We start from the raw sequence: 20,887 nt of genomic DNA on the forward strand, positions 1-20,887 counted from the left end.
GCACCGCGCCCCGCCACGACCACGGGAACCAGGGAGGAACGCATGGCTGACAGCGAGTTCTACGTCGACACCGACGGGCTGCGCAACCAGCTGCCGTATGTGCAGCAACTGGCGGCGCGGTTCCGGGACATCGGCACCAGCCTGGAGGGGCGGCTGTCCGAGCTGGGCGAGTGCTGGGGCGACGACGCGACCGGGCGGCAGTTCTACGAGCAGTACGCCACGCCCCGCAAGCAGATCATCGACAGCACCGGGCAGATGGGTGACCTGGTCGACAGCATGCACGACGGCATCAAGACGATGGCCGTCAATTTGGAACGCATGGAGGACCAGAACATCGAGGCGACCCGGCGGTTGCACACCACCGAGGCCCAGCCCGCCGAGACACGGGTGAAGAACAGCAAGTCATGAGCATCGAACTGCCCCCGGAACTGGGCTGGGTCGCCAAGCTGGCCGTCGGACAGGACTGGCCCAAGGGCGACGAGGACAAACTGCGCAGCCTCGGCGCGGCGTGGGACGACGCCGCGCGCCAACTGACCGCCATCTGCCGGGAGATAGACCCGGCGACCAGCGGTGTGCTGCACAGCGTCGGCGGCCAGGTCGCCGACGAGTTCACGGCCTTCACCCAGCAGTTGAAGACCAACATCCCCGATATGGCCGAGGCGGCCGGGCAGTTGGGCGAGCTGGGCCGGAACACGGGGTTGCAGGTCGAGTACGCCAAGTACATGATCATCGCCCAGCTGGTGTGGCTGGCGGTCGAGATCGCCGAACTCGCCTTCTGGGCCCCGGAGGCGATCCCGGCCCTGGTCACCGGCGTGCGGGTGATCGTCAAGATGCTGCTGAAGCGGCTGCTGATCTCCATCGCCACCGGTGTCGGGTTCATGGTGGGCATGGACGCGGTGATCCAGGGGATCCAGTTCCTCAAGGGCGACCGCACCAAGTGGGACACCGCCGCCACGCTCCAGGCCCTGGAGGGCGGCGCGATCGGCGGTGCCATCGGCGGGCTGTTCTCCGGTGCGGGCTCGGCCTTCGCGCCGAAGTTCGCGTCCTCGCTGATCGGCAAGGGTGTCATCGGCGGTGCGTCCAGCATCGTCACCACCGAGGTGATGTCCCAGATCTTCGGCGGCGAGAACGACATGGGCTCCGCGCTGACCTCGGGCATCATCGGCGCGATGGGCGGCGGCGGGGGCAAGCGGAGGTTCGGCGGGGGCGAGCACACCGAGGTGCACACGCCCGACATCCATCTGCCGTCCGAGCCCGACCTGCACCTCCCGAAGCTCTCCTTCGACGGCGAGGGCGACGGCCCGCAGCTGCCGGGCGCGGAGGACTTCGAGACCAAGGGGCTGGGTTCGGGGTCCGGCTCGGGGCTGGGCGACAAGGGCGCGGGCACCGGGGGCGGCACCGGTTCCGTCAAGACGCTCGGCACGGGTGGCGGTCGTACCGGCGACGAGAGCGGCGACGCCACGGCGCACACCGCCGCCCCGCAGACCGCCGCCCCGCACGCCACGGTCACCGACTCCGGGGGCCCGGTCACCGGCGGCGCCCAGAAGACGGCCACGACACCCCACGTCGTCACCGAGTCCACTTCGTCGCCCCACGTCGCCACCGAGTCCACCTCGTCGCCCCGCACCTCCACGACGGACTCCCGCCACACCCCCGCGACGGACTACGGCACGGACGAGGTCGCCCCCCGCGCACCCCGCGCCCAGCAGCCCACCGGGCAGAACCAGGCACCGACGACCGGCGGGCAGCACGAATCCCCCACCGTCGGCGGCCAGCACGAGTCCCCCACCACCGGCGGGCCGAACCAGTCCCCCACCACCACCGAACCGCACCAGTCCGCCCCCATCACCGAACCGCACCAGTCCCCCACGACCGAGCACACCCCCTCCTTCCCGGACGTCCCCCAGCACGAGCCCGGTACGACCCCGCACCTCGACACCGCCGAGTCCGCCACCCCCGATCCGCGCGTCACCGAGCAGCTGCACCAGCTGGACTCCGTCGTGGTGCCCACCCACGACCCGAACCCGCTGCACCAGGCGCCGGCGCCCCCGACGGCCCGGCCCGTCGCACCCGACGCCGGCATCCGGCAGCGCGTGTCGGACCTGGACCGCGCCGCGCGGGGAGCCGGAATGTCCGAGGCCGACCGCACGGCGTACACCCGTGCCGTGGACAAGGCCGTCGCGTCCGGTGACTGGCAGCGGGCCGGGGAGCACTTGTCGGCGTTCCGGGCCCATGTCGAGACGCGTACCACCCAGCAGCGCTATGACGCCTTCCACGCGCACGCGCAGGGTGGCTTCGACCGGCTGACGAACTTCACCGGCTCCAGGCAGGAGTGGCAGAGCAAGGTCGACGCGGTCGAACAGGCCCACCGCTCCGGCGACTCGGAGCTACTGGACAGCAGGCTCAACGAGTACTCGTCGTACGTCGAGCACCACGTCCCCGCCGAGTCGCTGACCGGGAACGACACCCCGCGACCCTTCCACCAGGACGTGGAGGACCTGCGGCAGCGCCTCGCCCTGACCACCGACCAGCCCACCGCCGACCGGCTGCGCGCCCAGCTGGACACGACGCGCCAGGACGCCGAACTGCACGACCGGCTCGTCCAGTTGCGGTCCACCTCGGACCCCGAGACCACGGCGCTCCACGAACGCCTCGACAACGCCCGTACCCCGGACGAGGCTAATCAGGCCCTGCACGAGCTGGAGCAGCATCGCGAGGAACAGCGGCTCCAACAGCGCCTGGACCACCTGAAGTCGGACGAGCCGGCGCCCGACCGGCCCCCGACGCCGGGCAGCGACGCCGATCTCCGCCGCCGCCTGGACGCCCTCGACGACGGCGCGGACGAGCACGAACGCGAGCTGCGCGAGCGGGTCGACCAGGCCGCCACCCCGGAGGACGCAAGCCGGGCGCTGCACGACCTGCACGAGTACCGCGCGGACCGGCAGCTCCAACAGCGCCTGGACCGGCTGAAGTCGGACACCCACGACCGCCCCTCCGAGCGTGAATTGCGCGAGCGTCTCGACGCCCTGCACGACGGCGAGGACGATCCCCGCGCCGCCGAGTTGCGCCGCCGGGCCCAGGAGGCGCGGACCGAGCCCGAGGCCAGGGAAGCCCTCGACAAGCTCGACCAGCATCTGCGCGGGCGCGAGCTGGACCGCCAGGACCGGGTACGCGAACTCGGCGACCGGATGAAGCAGTTGCGGGAGCGGCACACCGAGCAGCTGCTCGGCCTCCGCGAGGGCGCCCCCGAGGACACGTCCCGCCGGATCGAGGACATACGGACGGAGTTGTCCTCCCACCTGACGTACGACGAGCGCACCAGCACGCTGCGGCAGGAGCTGACCCGGCCGGCCGTCACCCCCGAGTCCCCCGGCCACCTGGACCGCATCACCACCGGGACCGACCAGCACCCGAAGGCCGTAGCGGACACCACACCCGCGTCCGATGACGCCCTCAAGGTCCCCGCGACCCACACCCCCGTCTCCGACGCCACCGACCAGCACACGAAACCCGCCACCGAGCCGCAGCAACCACAGCCCCCTCAGCAACCCCATCGACAACAGCGGGAAGACCAGCAGCTCCAGGCCCAGAAGGACCTGTCGCACGAGGACGAGGACCCGACCCACCCCTCCCGGCACCCCGTCCCCGGCACCGAGGACCTGGACGGCCTGCGCCAGGCGGCCGGCGCCAGCGCTCCCGCGGGGCCGCCGCCCCGGATGCGGCTGGACCGCACCCCGCGCTATGTGGTGCGGTCCGGCTTCGACCAGCGGCGGTTCACCGTGGGCGAGACGCCGTACACCGATCTCACCGTGCGGGTGGCGCTGCGGGACGACGGCTCGGGCGCGCACGACGCGGAGGACACCTGGCGCCGGGCGCAGGAGGGCGTCGAGCGGTACTTCAACGAGCCCCGGTACAGGCTGCCCAACGGCGACCGTCTGCACGTCACCCTGGAGCGCGTCGGTCCCGGCGACGAGCCGCATCTGACCGTCGACCTGGTGGGCGCGGGCCACGACATGGACCAGCGCAGCTGGGCGCCGGGGGCCCGCCCGGTCGAGTACGCGCACGAGATCTCCCACCAGTTGGGGCTGCGGGACGAGTACGCCGACGAGACCGCGCCGCAGCGCCCGCACATCACCGGCAGTCTGCCGGGCGACGTCCACCAGGCGCCGGAGCACGAGGGTCTGCCGCACGGCGGGCTGCGCGACCGCCATCTCCAGCTCCTGGGCGCGCTGACGACGGGCCATGACGACCTGCTCGCACGGCAGGGCGGGGGGCAGCGCCCCCGGCACGAGGACACGGGGGACGGTTCGGCCTGGCAGCGGGCGCGCTCGGCGGCGCCGGCGGTGCCCCGGCAGCACGCCTGGGTGGACCCGGTGTCCGACCCGACCCGGCAGCCCGAGCCCAAGCCGGGCGAGGTCGACGCGCACACGGCGCGGGAGACGTACGGCATGCCGGAGAAGAACTTCAAGGGCTTCCGGCAGATCGCCCGCGAGAAGAACCTCGTCATCGACGTCCGCCCCACCAACCCCACCGCACCGAAGTGGCTCGACGCCGGAGCCATGGCCAAGCCCCAGGCCATCAAGGCGAAGACCATCAACGAGGCGGACGTCCACCTCGGCGCCGACCCGAAGAACATCGGACTCGTCGGCTACTTCAAGCCCAGGACGCCCGACAAGGCGACCGTTCCCGACGGGGACTGGGACAAGGTCCTCTCCCGCTACAACCAGCGCTCCACCGAATACCGCGAACTCGCGGCGAAGATGGCGGTGTACGAGGCGGAGCACAAGTTCGCCGTCAAGGACGGTGTGGTCTACGGCATCGACGGCGAGGGCAAGCAGCGGCCCATCACCGGCGACCACGACCTGTTCGACATCTCCACGCCGGGCGGCACCCGCATCCCGCATCCCCAGCACGACGAACTCGTCAAGGAGATGCAGGCCAAGGACATCGCCGTCATGCACGGCGCCCATATGTTCTGGGACCCGCCCTCCCCCTTCAGCAAGACCGTCTTCGACAAGATCGTCGGCTCGCACCAGGGCCCCGGCGGCGAGCCGCTGCTGCGGTTCCGGCCCGAGAACAAGCACGCCGAACTGACGTGGACCAAGCCGCTCAAGAGCGGTGAGGTCAACTCGTACACGGCGCGGCACACTTACGGCATTCCGGAGAAGAACTTCAAGGGCTTCCGGCAGATCGCCCGCGAGAAGAACCTCGTCATCGACGTCCGCCCCACCAACCCCACCGCACCGAAGTGGCTCGACGCCGGAGCCATGGCCAAACCGCAGGACATCAAGGCGAAGACGATCAGCGAGGCGGACGTCCACCTCGGCGCCGACCCGAAGAACATCGGACTCGTCGGCTACTTCAAGCCCAGGACGCCCGACAAGGCGACCGTTCCCGACGGGGACTGGGACAAGGTCCTCTCCCGCTACAACCAGCGCTCCACCGAATACCGCGAACTCGCGGCGAAGATGGAGCTGTTGGCCAAGAAGAACAAGTTCGTCGTGGTCGACGGCGTGGTGCACGGTGTCGGCGAGGACGGTACGAGGCGGCCCATCACCGGCGACCACGACCTGTTCGACATCTCCACGCCGGGCGGCACCCGCATCCCGCCGGAGGAGCACGAGGCGCTGATCAAGGAGATGCGGGCGAAGGACATCGCCGTCATGCACGGCGCCCATATGTTCTGGGACCCGCCCTCCCCGTTCAGCAAGTCCGTCTTCGACAAGATCGTCGGCGCCCATCACGGCCCGGACGGCGAGCCGTTGCTCCGTTTCCGCCCGGGTCAGGAGAACGCCGAACTCACCTGGACCCAAAAGCCGCAGGAGAAGCCGAAGCCGCAGGAGAAGCAGCCCGACCCCGTCCTCGACGGACGGCACGTCCAGGGGCTCGCCGGGAAGAAGATCACCGAGGATCCGGGCCCGGACGCCGTACGCGCCCGCGTGGAGACCCTGCTCGGCGGCCACGCCGGGGACACCTCCGTCACCCAGCGTCTGGACGCGGCCCTCGACCCCGCCAACTTCCGCAAGCAGCACGGGCAGATGGTCAACGGCGGCTGGCGGTTCACCGTGCACGTGGACGGCAAGCCGTACGAGGTCGAGGTCAAGGCGACCGCCTCCGCCTGGCAGCTGGACCCGACGAAGGACGCGGCGAAGGACAACGACGGCGACGGCTTCGACGTGCCCGTGGAGTCGACGCACGAGAGAGACCCGCGCAAGACGGAGATGACCTCCTCCGAGGCGGGGCTTGAGTTCGGGCCGACCGTCGTACGGCCCGTCAACCCCCAGCTGTCCGCCCTCATCACGCCATCCGGCAAACTGGGCGGCGCCACCCACGGCCGCGAGACCACGGTCAAGTCCGCCACCCAGACGGCGAACCAGTTCGCCTTCACCGGCAAGACCGACAGCTACACCTCCGACTTCACCTACCAGGTGAAGGTCACCGACCACCAGGGCACCCCGCTGCACGCCCCCGGCGCGGACGACGAGATCAAGGGGCAGGTCCGTGCCGATGTGCCCCGACCGCTGGAGCTGGACAAGGACCGCCCGCGCACCTGGCAGGGCTGGGACTCCGACCAGGCCAGGAACCGCGCCAACCGCCCCGCCTCCGGGCACCCGGTGTCGATCACCGGCCTCGACACCGCCCGCGACGCCGTCTACCGGGCGCTGCCGCGCGAGGCGCGCCCCGACGGCACCGCGCACCAGGACATCGAGGACTTCTTCCAACCGTCCAACGTCGTCAACGAGTTCGAGCACGCCTCGGGCCCCGGCCTGCTGTCCAAGCCGCTGACCTTGAGCGACGGCGGCAAGGCCCATCTGCTGCTGACGGTCGAACCGGACGACTCCCAGGCCCTGCACACCGTGGACGACAAGACGACGCTGGGTGCGAAGTCGACGGGCGAACACGGTCAGAGCCGTACCGAGAACAGCTCCTGGTCCCTGGGGCTCAGCGGCGGCGCCACCGGCGAGGTGTGGAAGGCCACGGACGGCGGCAAGGAGTCCACCTGGCTGACCGGCACGGCCGGTTACACCGGTTCCAGCAACCTCGCCCACGGCGTCAAGGGCAAGAACGCCATCGGCACCGAGTCCAGCCACGAGCACGCCGGCAAGGCCGACCTGGTGGCCACGGGGGTACGGCTGCGGGTCCAGCTCATCCGGCACCACTTCCGGCCGGGGCCCGACGGCCTGCACTCCACCACCGCCACGAAGATCGGCGACCACAGCCCGCCGCCGTCCGAGCGGCAGCCGGCGCCCGCGCCCGGCGATGTGGTCCTCACCATCGATCCGCAGCACGGCGAGGTGCTGCGCGCCGTCCCGCACGAGCTGCCGCAGGTCACGACCGGCGGCCGTCCGCAGCTGGAGCCCGCCCGGCTCACCGACCCGGTCGCCGCCCCGCGCACCACGATCCTCGACGTCCCCGGCTCGACGGAGCTGGAGGACCACATCGTGCGGGAGATGCACCAAAACCATCCGGGTGTGCTGCCGCCCCCGGCGGCGATCCGCCCCGGCACGGGCACCGGGACGCATCCGCGCGTCACGCCCGAGGCGTGGGAGAACCTGCGCGCGCTGCGACAGCAGCTCGCGCCCTCCCGGCTGCGCGGCGCCGGGTCGAAGCTGCTGGACGGCACCTACCGGATCACCCTCAAGAGCCCTCACCTGCCGGGGCGTTCGGGCACCACGCACGAGATCCTCATCAAGGCCGAGCCCGGCAAGGGCGACCACCAGGGCTCCGGGAAGTCGACCACGAAGGCCGTGCAGACCCGGACCACCGGGGCCGACAAGTCCGTCACCCGCAGCACCAAGCACGTCGTCAACCTCGCCGGGAACGTGCGCAGTTCACTCGACCATCCGGACGTGACCCGCGGTTTCACCATCGGCAGCCTCGACATCACCGCCCACAACCCCTCGCACGGGATCACCATGGGCGCCGAGACCGAGGTGAAACGGCAGTTCTCCCTGGAGGCCGACACCGACACCTACGCCCACCCGGTGACGTACCACGTCATGCTCGGCGTGGAAGACCCCGAGCAGCCGACCACGCACCTGTCCACGGTCGCGCCGTCCCCGCACATGCAGCACATCAAGCAGGTACGGCCCGACGGCCGGCTCACCGTCGAGGTCGCGCGCACGCGGGAGCCGGCCACCGAGAACCCGCCGCCGACCACCATTCCGAAGGCGGAGGTGCTGCCGCAGCGCCACGCGATCCGCCATGTCACCGCCTCCGATGACTTCCGGAACACCGCGCGGCAGTCCCTGACCAGCGCCTTCCAGAAGAAGGCCGGGGGCTCGACGGACACCCGTGTGCCCGAGCTGAAGGACGCCCTGGACGGGCTCACCGACGAGGACCATCTGCGGTCCCTGGTCTCCGCCTCGCACGGCGGCTGGGCCAACAGCGGTGACGAGCAGGTCGGTTCGGGCCGCAACCGCGACACCGTCGGGCTCTCGACGCGGACGAGGCTGAGCGCGTTCCGCTTCCGCGAGACGCTGCCCGGCGAGGGCAAGCTGGAGATCGAGACCAAGTCCAGCGTGTCCACGGCGGTCGCGGACAAGAACACCCGCGGGTTCAAGGCCGGTCTCGGCTTCGACGCCGCCCGTTTCCCGTCCAAGGACAGCCCCGACGCCGCCCTCCAGGTGCGCGGCGGCTTCAAGGGCAAGGGCGGCGCCGGCGTGAACAGCGGCGAGAACGTCAAGCAGAAGATGACGACTTCGCGCAAGGCCGCGTACAAGGGGACCTGGCACCTGTACGAGGCCGACGCCGACGTCACCGTCCAGGGCCGGGTCACCGACGCCAAGGGGAACACCACCCTCGGGGACCCGCAGCCCAGCAGGCACCGGGTGCTGGTCCTGCTCTCCGACGACGACGTACGGCACCTCGGCGACGACCCCGCGAAGGCACCGGACACCACCGGCACCCGCCAAGCCCCGCTGCTCTCGCAGGGGTTGCTGGGCGGGGCCACCGCCGAGATCCCGCGCTCCGACGAGATCCTCGGCGAGATCGACCGGCAGATCCGCGGCCTCGACCAGGTGTCCGACGTACCCGAGAGCGCGCTGCCGTTCGCCGACACCTTCTCGCCGGAGAACCTGTCGGCCAACTACGAGGACCTGGTGGGCCGGGGCATCCTCGACTACCACGTGCACGAGTCCCGCACCCAGCGCGTGATCACCGAGGTCCTGGTGCGGGGCGTACCGCGCGACGAGTGGGCCGACGAGGGCGACCACTCCACCGGGGACACCACCCGCAAGGTCGGCCTCGCCGAGACCGTCAAGGGCAGCGCGGGGCACAACTGGTCGCTGGGCGCCGACGGCAACTTCCGTATCTCCTACGCCCCGGTCGTCAAGCCCAAGCCCGGCGAGGACGCCGCCGCCGTCAAGGCCGAGGAGAACAAGTCCGGTCTCGGCAACGTGGCTTGGGCGCCGTCCGGGGGCGCGGAGGGCAGCCGGAGCAAGAGCGCCGAGACCGGGGTCACCACCAAGGTCGAGCACAAGACGTCGAAGTTCGGCGACACGGTGCGGTTCGGCAACCGTATGCGCTTCGAGGTCACCGTGACCCGGCGCACCGAGTACGGCCGCTTCGTCAACCTCGTCAAACCGCGCCCCGTGGAACCGGACTGGCGGGTCCACGTCGACGTGCCCAAGTCCCTGACGAAGACCGCCGAACAGACCACCGCCGAACGGCAGAAACCGCAGACGCAGCACGACCAGCAGACGCAGCAGCCACCGCTGGAAGCGCAGCCGCAGGTGCTCGACGGCGGTGGCACCGTCGAGATGCGGCCCCTCGTCTCCACGGCGGACCGGGAGCGCTGGCAGGCGTCCCTGGACTCCGCCCACGACCTGGTGGGCTTCGACAACCACGCCGGTCTGTACGACCAGGCGCGGACGGTGCTGACCACGCCCCGGCCCTGGGGCGACGGGGTGCTGGGCAAGACGGGCGCGGCCATTTCCCGGGGCCTGGGCTCCGCCGCCACCACGATCGGGCACTGGGCCGGGACGATGACGCCCGAGGCGGCGACCAAGCTGCTCGGCTCCTTCGTGTCCGATCCCCGTCTGGACGCCGACCATCCCCTGGTCGGCGAGCAGCGCCTGCCGCTGGAACAGCAGGTCTCGCTGCGCCGGGCGCTGGGCGCGGGCACCCTGCCCACCGTCTTCCACCAGCTCAAGGACCCCGCGAACGGCTACCGCACGGTGCCGCTCGGCAGCGACGGCAGGACTGGCCTCCAGGTCCGGCTGGAGCCGACCGGGGACGCGGAGGAGATCTCCGTCCGGGACGACGGCAGCGACGAGATCACCGTGGCCACCGAGCACGAGTCAGCCACGAGCGCGAGCAACGGCCTCAACGCGAGCCTGACGCCGCTGGCCGTGCCCGTGACCACCAAGAACCCGAGCGTCGTCGTGCCGATGCCCACCAACGCCCTGAAGCTGGACCGCGACCAGACCTTCGAGAGCGGCTCCCCGGTCACCCGCGCCCCCGGCGTCCCGACCCGCACCCTCCCACCCCCGGCCCTCCCCCACGGCACGACCGCCACCGAGCCGGGCAAGGCCACGCTCAAGGGCCCCCAGGTGCTGATGCGCCAGCCGGTGCGGCTGAGCACACAGAAGTACGACGAGAACGGCACGTACGGGAACACGGCGCACACGGACGGGCACGTCTACTACTGGACGGCGAAGAAGACCGAAGACACCAGCACGAATACGAGTACGAGTACCACCGCGCCGACGTCCACGACCACGGACACGAAGCCGGCGAAGACGCCCGAGAAGGCCGAGCAGCAGGACGCCACGCACCAACCGACCGAGAACCACGAGCCGGCCGAGAACCACAAGCCCCTCGAAACCCACAAGCCGGCCGCGTCACACGAGGCCGCCGAGGACCACACCCCCGACACCCCGCCCCAGCCCCGCGTCCCCGTCCCCGGTGACGGCCGCTGCCTGCTGTACTCCGCCCTCGCGAGCACCCCGCCCGAGCACTGGCCGAGCGCCCTGCACGGGGGCACGACCGAGCACGCGCGCGCCCAGCACGGAGCCGTCGTACACCAGCTCCGCACCCAGCACGGCCGGGTCGGCGCCGACAGCCCGCTGGGCCGGGCCGCCCGCAACCTGCACCAGATGGTGCTGGACCGGGTGCGGTCCTCCCGTCCGGAGGATCTGCCGTTCGACGTCACGGAGTTGTACCGCCGGGGCCAGGAGAACCAGCTGCGGCAGACGCTCCGGAGCGAATCCTTCGAGCAGTTGCGGCAGCGCCTGCACGACGCCGGCGTCGACCACCTCACCTCGCCCGACTGGCTCAGCCCGCAGGCACTGCGCACCCTCTACGTCGACACGCGCGCCCAGGAGCTGATGGGCCCGCCCCACGGGCTCACCCAGCGGGACGCGGCCGACCGTGCGGCCGCCGAGGTGCCCGAGACGACGGACGCGCAGGGCCGCTGGAGGCTGCGCGACGACGCCCTCGCCCCGCGCGCCCAGTTCGCGTACGTCACCGGCCGCTCCGGCCCGCTCAGCCTCGACTACGTGGACAGCCACGACCGCCTGGTGGGCGCCGTCGTGGACACCGCGCTGCACCAGCCGCTCACCCCGGCCGAACACCAGGCGCTGATCCGGGCCGTGCGGAACTGGGTGCCGGGCAACGACGCCTGGAACACCGACGAGGGCGAGATGTTCCCCGCACTCGTCGCCCACACCCTCGGCATCCGCCTGCGCACCTTCCAGTCGACCGGCGACGGCACGGCCCATCTGCGCACGGTCGGACCGCAGAACGGCAACCACACGGTCGACGTCTACTACAACGGCCGCAACCACTACGACGCGAGCCGCACCCCGGCGCACCCGACGACCGCCACCGCACCGCCGGAGGCCAAGCCACCGCGCACCGACGAGGTCGCGCCCAAGGCACCGAAGGCCCCCGAGGCCCCGGCGAGCACCATTCCGCGCCGCCCCCTGAACCGCGCCCTGCGCTTCGTGGTCCGCTCCGCCTTCGACGCCCGTGCCTTCCGGGTCGGCGACACCCCCGTCACCGATCTCACCGTGCGGATCGCCTTCCGGGACGGCTCGGGCCACGACCCGGACACCGCCTGGCACCAACTCGTGCGGGGCACCGAGGAGTTCTACAACCGCCCCGGTCACCGCCTGCCCAACGGCAGTGTGCTGCATGTGACGGTGGAGCGCGTCCCCGTGGACGCCGACCCCCATCTGGTGGTCGATCTCGCGGGCCGGGAGCGTCCGATGGATCAGCGCACCTGGTGGCCGGACGCCGAACCGGTCGCGTATGCCCACGAGTTGGGCCATCAGCTCGGGCTGCGCGACGAGTACCGCGAGGACACCGGGGGGCCGGGCCGGGCACAGGTGGCGGGCAGTCTGCTGGGCGACTTCCACCAGCCGGCGCCGCACGGCCTCGCCCAGGGCGGGCTGCGCGGCCGCCACCTCCAGCTGCTCGGGGCGCTCGTCGGCGACGTACCCGAGTCCGTCGCGCACACCGGCGGGGAGCCGTCGCACACCGTCCCCCCGGAGCGGGACCCGCGCTGGCAGCAGGCCCGTGACGCCGCCGAGCCGGTGACCCGGCGGCATGTGTGGGTGGACCCGGTGACCGACCCCGACGCGGACTCCGCCGGGGAGCAGCTGTCCCAGGACCCGCGGATGCCGCGGTCCGAGGGCCCGGTGGAGCACGGCGACGAGGACGAGCCGGACTGGTCGGACATCCTCCAGGAGTACACGCAGGAGCGCCGGCTGGAGTACGCGTGGCTGGACGGGCTGTACGGCGAGACGCTCGACCCGCAGTCGTACGACCGTGCCCACGACGCCCTGCTCACCCTCCAGTCGCTGGACCTGGCGCACCCCGTGCCGGACGCGGAGCACCGGCCGCATCTGGAGCTGCTGGCCGAACAGGTGCTCCATCTGGAGGGCCCGCCGAGCGCGGACGACTACCGGTATCTGCTGGCCCTCACCGCGCACGCCGGACCCGAGTCGACCCGTGACGCCGCCGCGCTCGGCGCGCACTACCTGGCCACCGAGCACGGCGCCCTGGACCACCACACCGCGCTGGTGGACGCCTCCGGGCAGACCACCGGCCGCGACTGGACGGGGACGCGGGCGGTGCCGCCGGACCTGTCGAGCTACACGGTGTCCGGGCCGGACGGGGCGGCGACCGAGCACCCGGCGCCGTGGCGCCGGCCGTACGTGGTCACCGCCCTGGGCACACCGCGGGACGGCCTGTCGCTGCTGGTGGACGGCCGTACGGTCCGGGTGTCCGGCCCGGCGGAGTTCGCCGAGCTCGTCGCCCGCGACCCGCTGCGCGACCCCGGCCAGGACATCCTGCTGCTGGTGCCGCACGCGCAGGACCAGGGCCTCGCGCAACTGGTGGCGGACCGGGCCGGGACGGCGGTGTGGTCGACCGACGCCGAGGTGCGCCCCACGCTCGACTGGCGCACCGGCACCGAACGCCTCGACCTGAGCGGCGGCGACGGCGGCTGGTCGCTGCACCTGGGCGGTGCGCGCGGACCGCTGGACCTGTTCGACTTCGACTCCCCCGACCCGGAGCACGATCCGGGCGGCCCCGACTACGCGGCCAAGCTGCTCCCGCACCCCGGCGGCCACGCCTCGCCGCCGGCCCCGGCGAACCTGCTGGACCGGCTGCGCGCCCGCCCGCTGACGACCAGCGACTACGAGGTGACCGGCGCCGAGCCCGGCACGGTGCTGTTCGAGGAGCCGACCGGCATGCGGCAGACCGGCTTCGCCTACGGCCCGGACGACTCCGGTCACCTACCGCGGCTGATCGTGCCGACGCAGGGGCGTCGGCAGACCCTGGTGAGCGACCATCCGCCGCTCCACGTCTCCGGGGATCTCTCCCTGGCGCACCGTCAGGGCGGTTACGGACAGCAGGTGTTCGCCTCCCCGAAGGCGATCGAGTCGGCCAACCACCAACTGGCCCTCGCGGGCAGCCTGGTGCGGCTGGAGCCCGGAGAGATGAGGCTGCGGGTGGGGGACGGCCAGGGCGGGCACCGCGAACTGGTGCGTGTCACCCCGCGGTTCCTCACCCGGTCCGGAAAGTCGGAGGAGGAGATCTGCCGGGACTTCGCCCAGATGGTCTCGGGCAACGTCGCCGCCTCGCACGTGATCTTCCGGAGCCCCGACGGCACCGGCCTCGCCAAGGCGCCGATCAACGCGCTGGGCCGCACCGAGGTCACCGGCATCCACCACCTCGCCGAGTCCCTCAGCCTGGTGGCCGACGGCCAGAAGCCCGGCACGCTGGATCCCTCGTGGGCGGCGCGGCAGGTGCGCCGGGACGACCGGTTCATCGCCGAGAGCGACGGCCCCACGCCGGGCAAGTCGTACGGCAGCGCGCTGAGTTACGACCCGCTGGACAATCCGCGCCGCGACAACCTGTCGGCCGCCGCGCGCGAGATCGGCATCAACGAGCACGCCTGGGCGAAGGTCGGCGAGGCGTATCTCGTCCATTCGATCAACGCCCTCGACGAGGACGGCCTGCCCAGCCTGGCGCACAACTACGCCAAGCCGAGCGAGCCGGCGAGCAGCCACTTCGGCTACCACTTCGCCGCCGTCGTGCTGGCCAGCGAGGACGGCGGGCACCAGATCACCCTGGAGAACTTCGCCCGCCGCGCCCATGTCGCCGCCATCGTGAAGTCGGCCGTGGCGCACAACCTCCGCCAGGCCACCCCGGACGGCTTCCACCGGCTGCACGAGGCCATCGCCGACGAGCTGGACGGCGCCCGCGCGGACACGGCGGACGAGGCGCGGGTCAAGCGGCTGGAGCGGCATCTGGCCCTCGCGGACGCACTCGCCAAGGCGGTGGACGCGCGGGAGGCCCGCGACACGACCGCCGAGGGCAGCCCCGAGCGCGCGGCGGCCGACACCGCGTACGACAAGGCGGTCAAGGTGGCCGAGGCGCGGATGAAGCAGGCGGCCGAGCTGACCAAGGGCAGCGACCTGTGGCACTTCCGGATGTTCTCCCAGCGGCCCGGCGAGACCATGCACGAGGTCAGCGCGGACCTGCTGACCTCCGATCCGTCGGCCGAGGCCAACCCGCTGACCTCGGTCATCGTGCACGGCCACCGGCTGCCTCGGGTGGACATCGAGTTCCGCGAGGGCTCCCGGCAGCTCAGCCGGGACGAGGGCCGCAAGCTCAACTACGTGGCCGAGCTGGCGACCCGCACCGGGCTGTGGAACCACCACAACGGTCTGCCGCTGCCCCGGATCACCGTGACCGGGCGCGGCAACGCCCGCCGCCCCACGCTCGGCGGGGTGCTGCCCGAGGCCGCGCGGCAGCGGGCCGAGGCCGTGCACGGGGAGCTGCGGGACCGGCTCGACTGGTATCTCATCAACTACCAGCACGGCAGCTCGCAGCGGCGGCTGACCGCGGCCGACTTCCCGGTCGAGGTCACCACCGAGCGCGCCACGCCGGGCGGCGACCGGGCACAGGGCCGCCGTACGACGGTCGCGGTGCACGACCCCCACCCGGAGGACACCCCCACCGGCACCACCACGACCCCGCGCCGGTCCGCCCCGGCCCCCGCCGAGGCGGCACCCCGAGCACCCCGAGCACCCCGAGCGCACCAGGCACCCCGGCCGACGGCACAGCCCCCGGAAGACCACCGTTCGACGGCACCGGAGCCCGCACCCGCCCCGGCTCCCCAGCCCGCCGCCCCGCCCCCGGCGTCGTACCGCAGCGAACGCCTCACCATCGGCGGGGTCGGGTTCGCGGACGGCTCGGCGGAGCTGACCGGCGCGCAGCGGGAGACCGTGCACCGGCTGGCCGCCGAGGTGGCGTGGGCCTCGGTGGCGAACACGCGTGCGGGCTTCCCGCCGCCGCGGGTCGTGGTGGTCGGCCACGCCAACGGGATGCGCGGCGGCCTCCCGCACTTCGGTGAGGCGCTGCGGCGGGGGCAGGCGCGCGCGGACGGGGTGGCGGAGGTGTTCCGCTCGGCGCTCGCCGTCCACCTGGCGCGGCTCCAGGCCGGTGGGGAGGCCGTCACGCGCCTGGCGGACATCGAGGTCACCACCCGTTCCGAGGGCAACGCACCGCCCCTCGGGGCACCCGCGGAAGCGGACGCGGCGGCCGCGCGCCGGCAGGCGTTCATCGTGGTCGAGCTGCCCCGGCCGGGGGCGGGTGACGCACGGTGAGCGCGCCCGGCCGGCGCCACGACGCGCCCCACCGGGGCGGGTTCGGGCGGTGCGCGGCCGGGCAGAATGCGGCAGCGCACATGACCTTCCCGGCCACAAGGCCGATACTGAGGTGCAAGGCTCCGACCACCTAACCGGTCCCACCCGGCCTGAGCAGGGCGAACGCCGGTCCGGGACCAGCTGCCGAGCTTTCTGGGAGACGGGCATGAAGATGTTGATCAACGTGCCGGAGACCGTCGTGGCGGACGCGCTGCGCGGGATGGCCGCCGCGTATCCGGATCTGACGGTGGACGTGGAGCACCGGGTGATCATCCGTCGGGACGCCCCGGTGCAGGGTCAGGTCGCCCTGGTCTCCGGCGGCGGGTCGGGGCACGAGCCGCTGCACGGCGGGTTCGTCGGTCCCGGCATGCTGTCCGCCGCCTGTCCGGGTGAGGTGTTCACCTCGCCGGTGCCGGACCAGATGGTGCGCGCGGCGGCCGCCGTGGACAGCGGCGCCGGGGTGCTGTTCGTCGTGAAGAACTACACCGGCGACGTGCTCAACTTCGACATGGCGGCGGAGCTGGCCGAGGACGAGGGCATACAGGTCGCCAAGGTGCTGGTGAACGACGACGTGGCGGTCACCGACAGCCTCTTCACGGCCGGCCGGCGCGGCACCGGGGCGACGCTGTTCGTGGAGAAGATCGCGGGCGCCGCCGCGGCCGAGGGCCGGCCGCTGGAGCAGGTGGAGGCGATCGCCCGGCGGGTGAACGAGAACTCCCGCAGCTTCGGTGTGGCGCTGAGCGCCGTCACCACCCCGGCGAAGGGCAGCCCCACCTTCGATCTCCCGGACGGCGAGCTGGAGTTGGGCATCGGCATCCATGGCGAGCCGGGGCGGGAGCGGCGGCCGATGATGACCTCCGGGGAGATCGCCGACTTCGCGGTGCACGCGATCCTGGACGACATGCCCCCGCATAACCCGGTGCTCGTGCTGGTCAACGGCATGGGTGCCACCCCGCTGCTGGAGCTGTACGGCTTCAACGCGGAGGTGCAGCGGGTGCTGGCCGAGCGCGGGGTCGCGGTGGTGCGCACCCTGGTCGGCAACTACGTCACCTCCCTGGACATGGCGGGCGCCTCGGTGACGCTGTGCCAGGCCGACGAGGAGCTGCTCGGGTTGTGGGACGCGCCGGTGCGCACCCCGGCATTGCGCTGGGGGATGTGATACGGCGGTACAGGTCTCAACGCCCTTACTACGCTTGGGAGGTCCAGTGCTCGACGCCGACTTCTTCCGCCGTTGGATGACGGCGACCGCCGCGTCCGTCGACCGCGAGGCGGAACGGCTCACCGCCCTCGACGCGGCCATCGGGGACGCCGATCACGGCAGCAACATGCGGCGCGGGTTCACGGCCGTGCAGGCGGAGCTGGACAAGGAGACGCCGGGCACGCCGGGCGCCGTGCTGATGCTCGCCGGGCGCGTGTTGATCTCGACGGTCGGCGGCGCCTCGGGGCCGCTGTACGGCACCTTGCTGCGCCGGACCGGCAAGGCGCTCGGGGAGGCCCCGGAGGTCACCGAGGAGCAGTTGGCCGAGGCGCTGCGGGCGGGGGTGCAGGGGGTGATGAAGCTCGGCGGGGCGGCGGCGGGCGACAAGACCATGGTCGATGCCCTGCTGCCGGCCATGGACGCGCTCGGCGAGGGTTTCGCCGCCGCCCGGACCGCCGCCGAGCGGGGCGCGGAGGAGACCGTGCCGCTGCTGGCCCGCAAGGGCCGGGCGAGTTACCTGGGCGAGCGCAGCATCGGGCACCAGGATCCGGGGGCGACGTCGTCGGCGCTGCTGATGGCCGCGCTGGCCGAGACGGCGGAGGGCTGACGTGAGCGAGGAGAAGCTGGTCGGGATCGTGCTGGTGTCGCACAGCGCGGAGGTGGCCGCCTCGGTCGCCGCGCTGGCCAAGGGGCTCGCGGGCGGCGCCGCCTCGGTGCCGGTGGCCCCGGCGGGCGGTACGGAGGGCGGCGGGCTCGGCACCAGTGCCGAGCTGATCTCCGCCGCGGCCGCCTCGGTGGACCGGGGCGCCGGGGTCGCGGTCCTCACCGACCTCGGCAGCGCCGTACTGACGGTGAAGGCGCTGCTCGCCGAGGACGAACTGCCCGAGGACACCCGGCTGGTGGACGCCCCGTTCCTGGAGGGGGCGGTGGCCGCGGTGGTGACGGCGGCCACGGGCGCCGACCTGGCCGCGGTGGTGGCGGCGGCGACGGAGGCGTACGACTACCGCAAGGTGTGACGGCTCGTCAGCGGGCCGGTGCGGCTGGTCAGTTGTCGGTCACGAACTGCCGGGCCAGCCGCTCCCCCGTGGTCACCGCCGCCTGGTGGTCCTCGATGGGGTCCACCTTGGAGTCCTTGAAGACGATGTAGGTGACCCCGGAGGGCACCCCGCCGTCGCTGGGTCCGGCGGGGATGCCGAGGCCCCGCGCGGTGGCGTAGGAGGCCTCGCCGATGAGGTCGCTGGGGCCGGTGTCGCCGACGACCGCGTACTGCACCCGGTCCCGGTAGACGACGGCGGCGACGGAACCGCCCCGCACCCCGCTCCCGGCGGGGCTCCAGCGGCTGCTCGCGGCCGGTACGACGATGTAGGGCAGGGTCTCCGCGTTCAGCGGCCGTCCGTCGGACTGCACGTAGGCGGTGCCGGGCGAGTACAGCGGGTCGGCCTGGCCGTTGCAGTGGGCCGTCGTCTGGCCGTCGCAGTCGATGTCGAGGTCGGCCTTCCAGAAGACCGCGCCCGAGGCGCCGCAGACGGGCACGGTCGCGGGGCTGTCCGCGTCGGTGCGGTAGCGGCCGTGGGAGATCTCGGCGCAGGTGCCGACCTTGGCCAGCAGATCGGCGGCGGTCACGGCGCCCTCGGCGCGGTCCTGGGCGGTCCGGCCCCGCGTGCGGGGCGGGGTGACGGTGGCCCGGCCCCGGCTGGGGGCGGTGGCGCCCCGCTCGGGTCGCACGGCGGCAGGAACGTCTCTGCTGGCGATCGGCGCCGGTCCGGGGCGCTGTCCGGCACCCGGAGCGGCGGTGGCGTCCTCGCCATGGGCCGTGCTCCGGGCCTCGGGCGGAAGGGCCGCGGCGGCGCCGGGCAGCGTGGCGGGGGCGATCAGGGCGACGCCGGCCGCGGCCAGTGTCAACGTCGGGACACGCACACGCACGATGAGGAACCCTCTCCTCGGGGACATGTCGAGGCCACTGTGATCCGCGGCCCGGATGCCCGCCCGCCGGGGCCACCCCGAAGCGGCCGGATGGAGCACGCTTCTGACAACCCGTGAGGGAATAATTTCGGCATTTGGTGCACAAAGCGCATAAACGGGAGTGTGTTCACCTGACAACAGGGGCCGGGGGCCCGACCGACCCCGGTCCGGGCCCTCCGGCCACCCGCGCGGGCGCGGGTTCGGCGACGACAGCGTCTCCGCGCCACCGGCATGAACTCCCCTGTCCTCACACGGAGTTCAGCCGTAGGGGGATTCAGCATACGTACCTTCCGCGTGCGCGGCGCAACGGCCCCTTGTCCTGGGCGCACCGGCCGGGCCATATTGGTCCGAACCATTGCCGGGGCCGTCGGTGCCGAACCGATCATCGAATGCCGAACAGCTGTGGAGGCAGAACCGTGCGACGCGTTCCCCTTCCTCTCGTGCTGGTCGCCGGAGCCCTGCTGCTCCTCGCGTCCTGCGCCCCGAGCCGGGCCGACAGCGGCGACGAGGGCCGGATGCCGGGCGCCCCGACCGGGGTCACCGCCCAGGCGGGCAGCGCCACCACCGTGCACGTCATGTGGAACGCGGTGCCCGACGACAGCCCCGGCATCCGCTCCTACGAGGTCTACCGGGGCGGCACCAGGGCGGCCGACGTGCCGGGCACCGAGCGCATGGTGGACGTCATCGGGCTCAGCCCGTCCACCGGTTACGCCTTCACCGTGCGCGCCCGCGACAAGGCGGGGCGCCTCGGACCGCCGAGCCGGACGGTACGGGCCCGCACCCCCGCCCGGATCGCGGCCGACCATACGGCGCCGACCCGCCCCGGCACGCCCACCGGGCACACCGTCGGCAGCCGCGAGGTCCAGCTCGCCTGGGGCGCCTCACGGGACGACCGGGGCGTGGTGTCGTACGACATCGCGCAGGGCGGGGTGCGGATCCACAGCGTCGGCGGGGCACAGACCTCGACGGTGGTCACCGGGCTGCGGCCCGGCACCCGGTACGTGTTCACGGTGCGGGCGCGGGACGCGGCCGACAACCTCTCCCCCGCCAGCGCGCCGGTGCGGCTGACCACGCCGGGCACCGACGACGGCCGGGCCACCGCGCCGACCGGTTTCACCGCCGCCACCCATCGCACGGCCGGCGCCTACTACCTGGACCTGGCCTGGGACCCACCGGACGCCGGCGGGGTGATCACCGAGTACTCGATCCTGCTGGACGGCACCACGACCACCTCGCTGGAGTGGGGCGGCACCCCGCCGCGCGGCCGGGCGCGCTACAGCTTCTACCTGGGCCGCACCACCGGGGAGGAGCACCGGGTGCGGCTGCGGGCCCGGCTGCCGGACGGCACCTGGGGCGGCTGGTCGGCACAGCGCACGGTGACCACGGGCCGCTGAGCCGCGCGCCCCGGCCACAGGTCGCCGCCCGGCGCATCCCGGCGGGGGCCCGCCCTGCTCCGGGTGTGGGTTTCCGTCACCCGGCCGGGTGCCGTCCGGGTGCGCGGGCCGCCGGGGCCGCGTTGGCTGCTGACCAGGCAGCACGGATGTTCCCCGACCCAGGGCGGCGC

The 20,887-nt window shown here is 72.9% G+C and carries 7 protein-coding genes; 6 read left to right on the forward strand and 1 reads right to left on the reverse strand.

The window, feature by feature from the left end; translation table 11 throughout:
* Positions 1-42: 42 nt before the first annotated feature.
* The 5 genes from AC069R_RS17590 to AC069R_RS17610 all read left to right on the forward strand — a co-directional run bounded on the left by AC069R_RS17590 (position 43) and on the right by AC069R_RS17610 (position 18,377).
* Positions 43-408 (forward strand): WXG100 family type VII secretion target, encoded by a 366-nt coding sequence (locus tag AC069R_RS17590; RefSeq protein ID WP_478767676.1) that lies wholly within the window; start codon positions 43-45, stop codon positions 406-408.
* Complete coding sequence (locus AC069R_RS17595; protein ID WP_478767677.1) at positions 405-16,124, forward strand: WXG100-like domain-containing protein; 15,720 nt, start codon at positions 405-407, stop codon at positions 16,122-16,124. The genes AC069R_RS17590 and AC069R_RS17595 overlap by 4 nt, the downstream gene beginning before the upstream one ends.
* 205 nt (positions 16,125-16,329) lie before the next feature.
* Positions 16,330-17,322 carry a dihydroxyacetone kinase subunit DhaK gene (gene dhaK, locus AC069R_RS17600; RefSeq protein ID WP_478767678.1) on the forward strand — a complete coding sequence of 331 codons (993 nt, stop codon included), beginning with the start codon at positions 16,330-16,332 and terminating at the stop codon, positions 17,320-17,322.
* Between the two features lie 46 nt (positions 17,323-17,368).
* Entirely contained in the window at positions 17,369-17,968 is a 600-nt protein-coding gene (dhaL, locus tag AC069R_RS17605; RefSeq protein ID WP_478767679.1) for a dihydroxyacetone kinase subunit DhaL, read from the forward strand.
* Position 17,969: 1 nt separating this feature from the next.
* Positions 17,970-18,377 (forward strand): PTS sugar transporter subunit IIA domain-containing protein, encoded by a 408-nt coding sequence (locus tag AC069R_RS17610; protein ID WP_478767680.1) that lies wholly within the window; start codon positions 17,970-17,972, stop codon positions 18,375-18,377.
* Between the two features lie 28 nt (positions 18,378-18,405).
* Here the strand turns inward: AC069R_RS17610 and AC069R_RS17615 are convergent, their stop codons facing one another.
* A complete protein-coding gene (locus AC069R_RS17615) occupies positions 18,406-19,278 on the reverse strand; it encodes a glycoside hydrolase family 75 protein (protein ID WP_478767726.1) in 873 nt (290 codons plus the stop codon).
* A 461-nt stretch (positions 19,279-19,739) separates the two neighbouring features.
* On the opposite strand from AC069R_RS17615, the gene AC069R_RS17620 reads away from it, so the two are divergent.
* The gene (locus tag AC069R_RS17620; RefSeq protein WP_478767681.1) at positions 19,740-20,717 is read left to right on the forward strand and encodes a fibronectin type III domain-containing protein; all 978 of its coding nucleotides are present in this window, start codon (positions 19,740-19,742) and stop codon (positions 20,715-20,717) included.
* Positions 20,718-20,887 lie beyond the last annotated feature (170 nt).

Source organism: Streptomyces sp. NPDC043952, assembly GCF_056435325.1.

Bases quoted from the DNA above. Each gene is read 5' to 3' on its own strand.
- AC069R_RS17590 (WP_478767676.1), top strand. From the start codon at position 43: ATGGCTGACAGCGAGTTCTACGTCGACACCGACGGGCTGCGCAACCAG.
- dhaK (WP_478767678.1), top strand. From the start codon at position 16,330: ATGAAGATGTTGATCAACGTGCCGGAGACCGTCGTGGCGGACGCGCTG.
- AC069R_RS17595 (WP_478767677.1), top strand. From the start codon at position 405: ATGAGCATCGAACTGCCCCCGGAACTGGGCTGGGTCGCCAAGCTGGCC.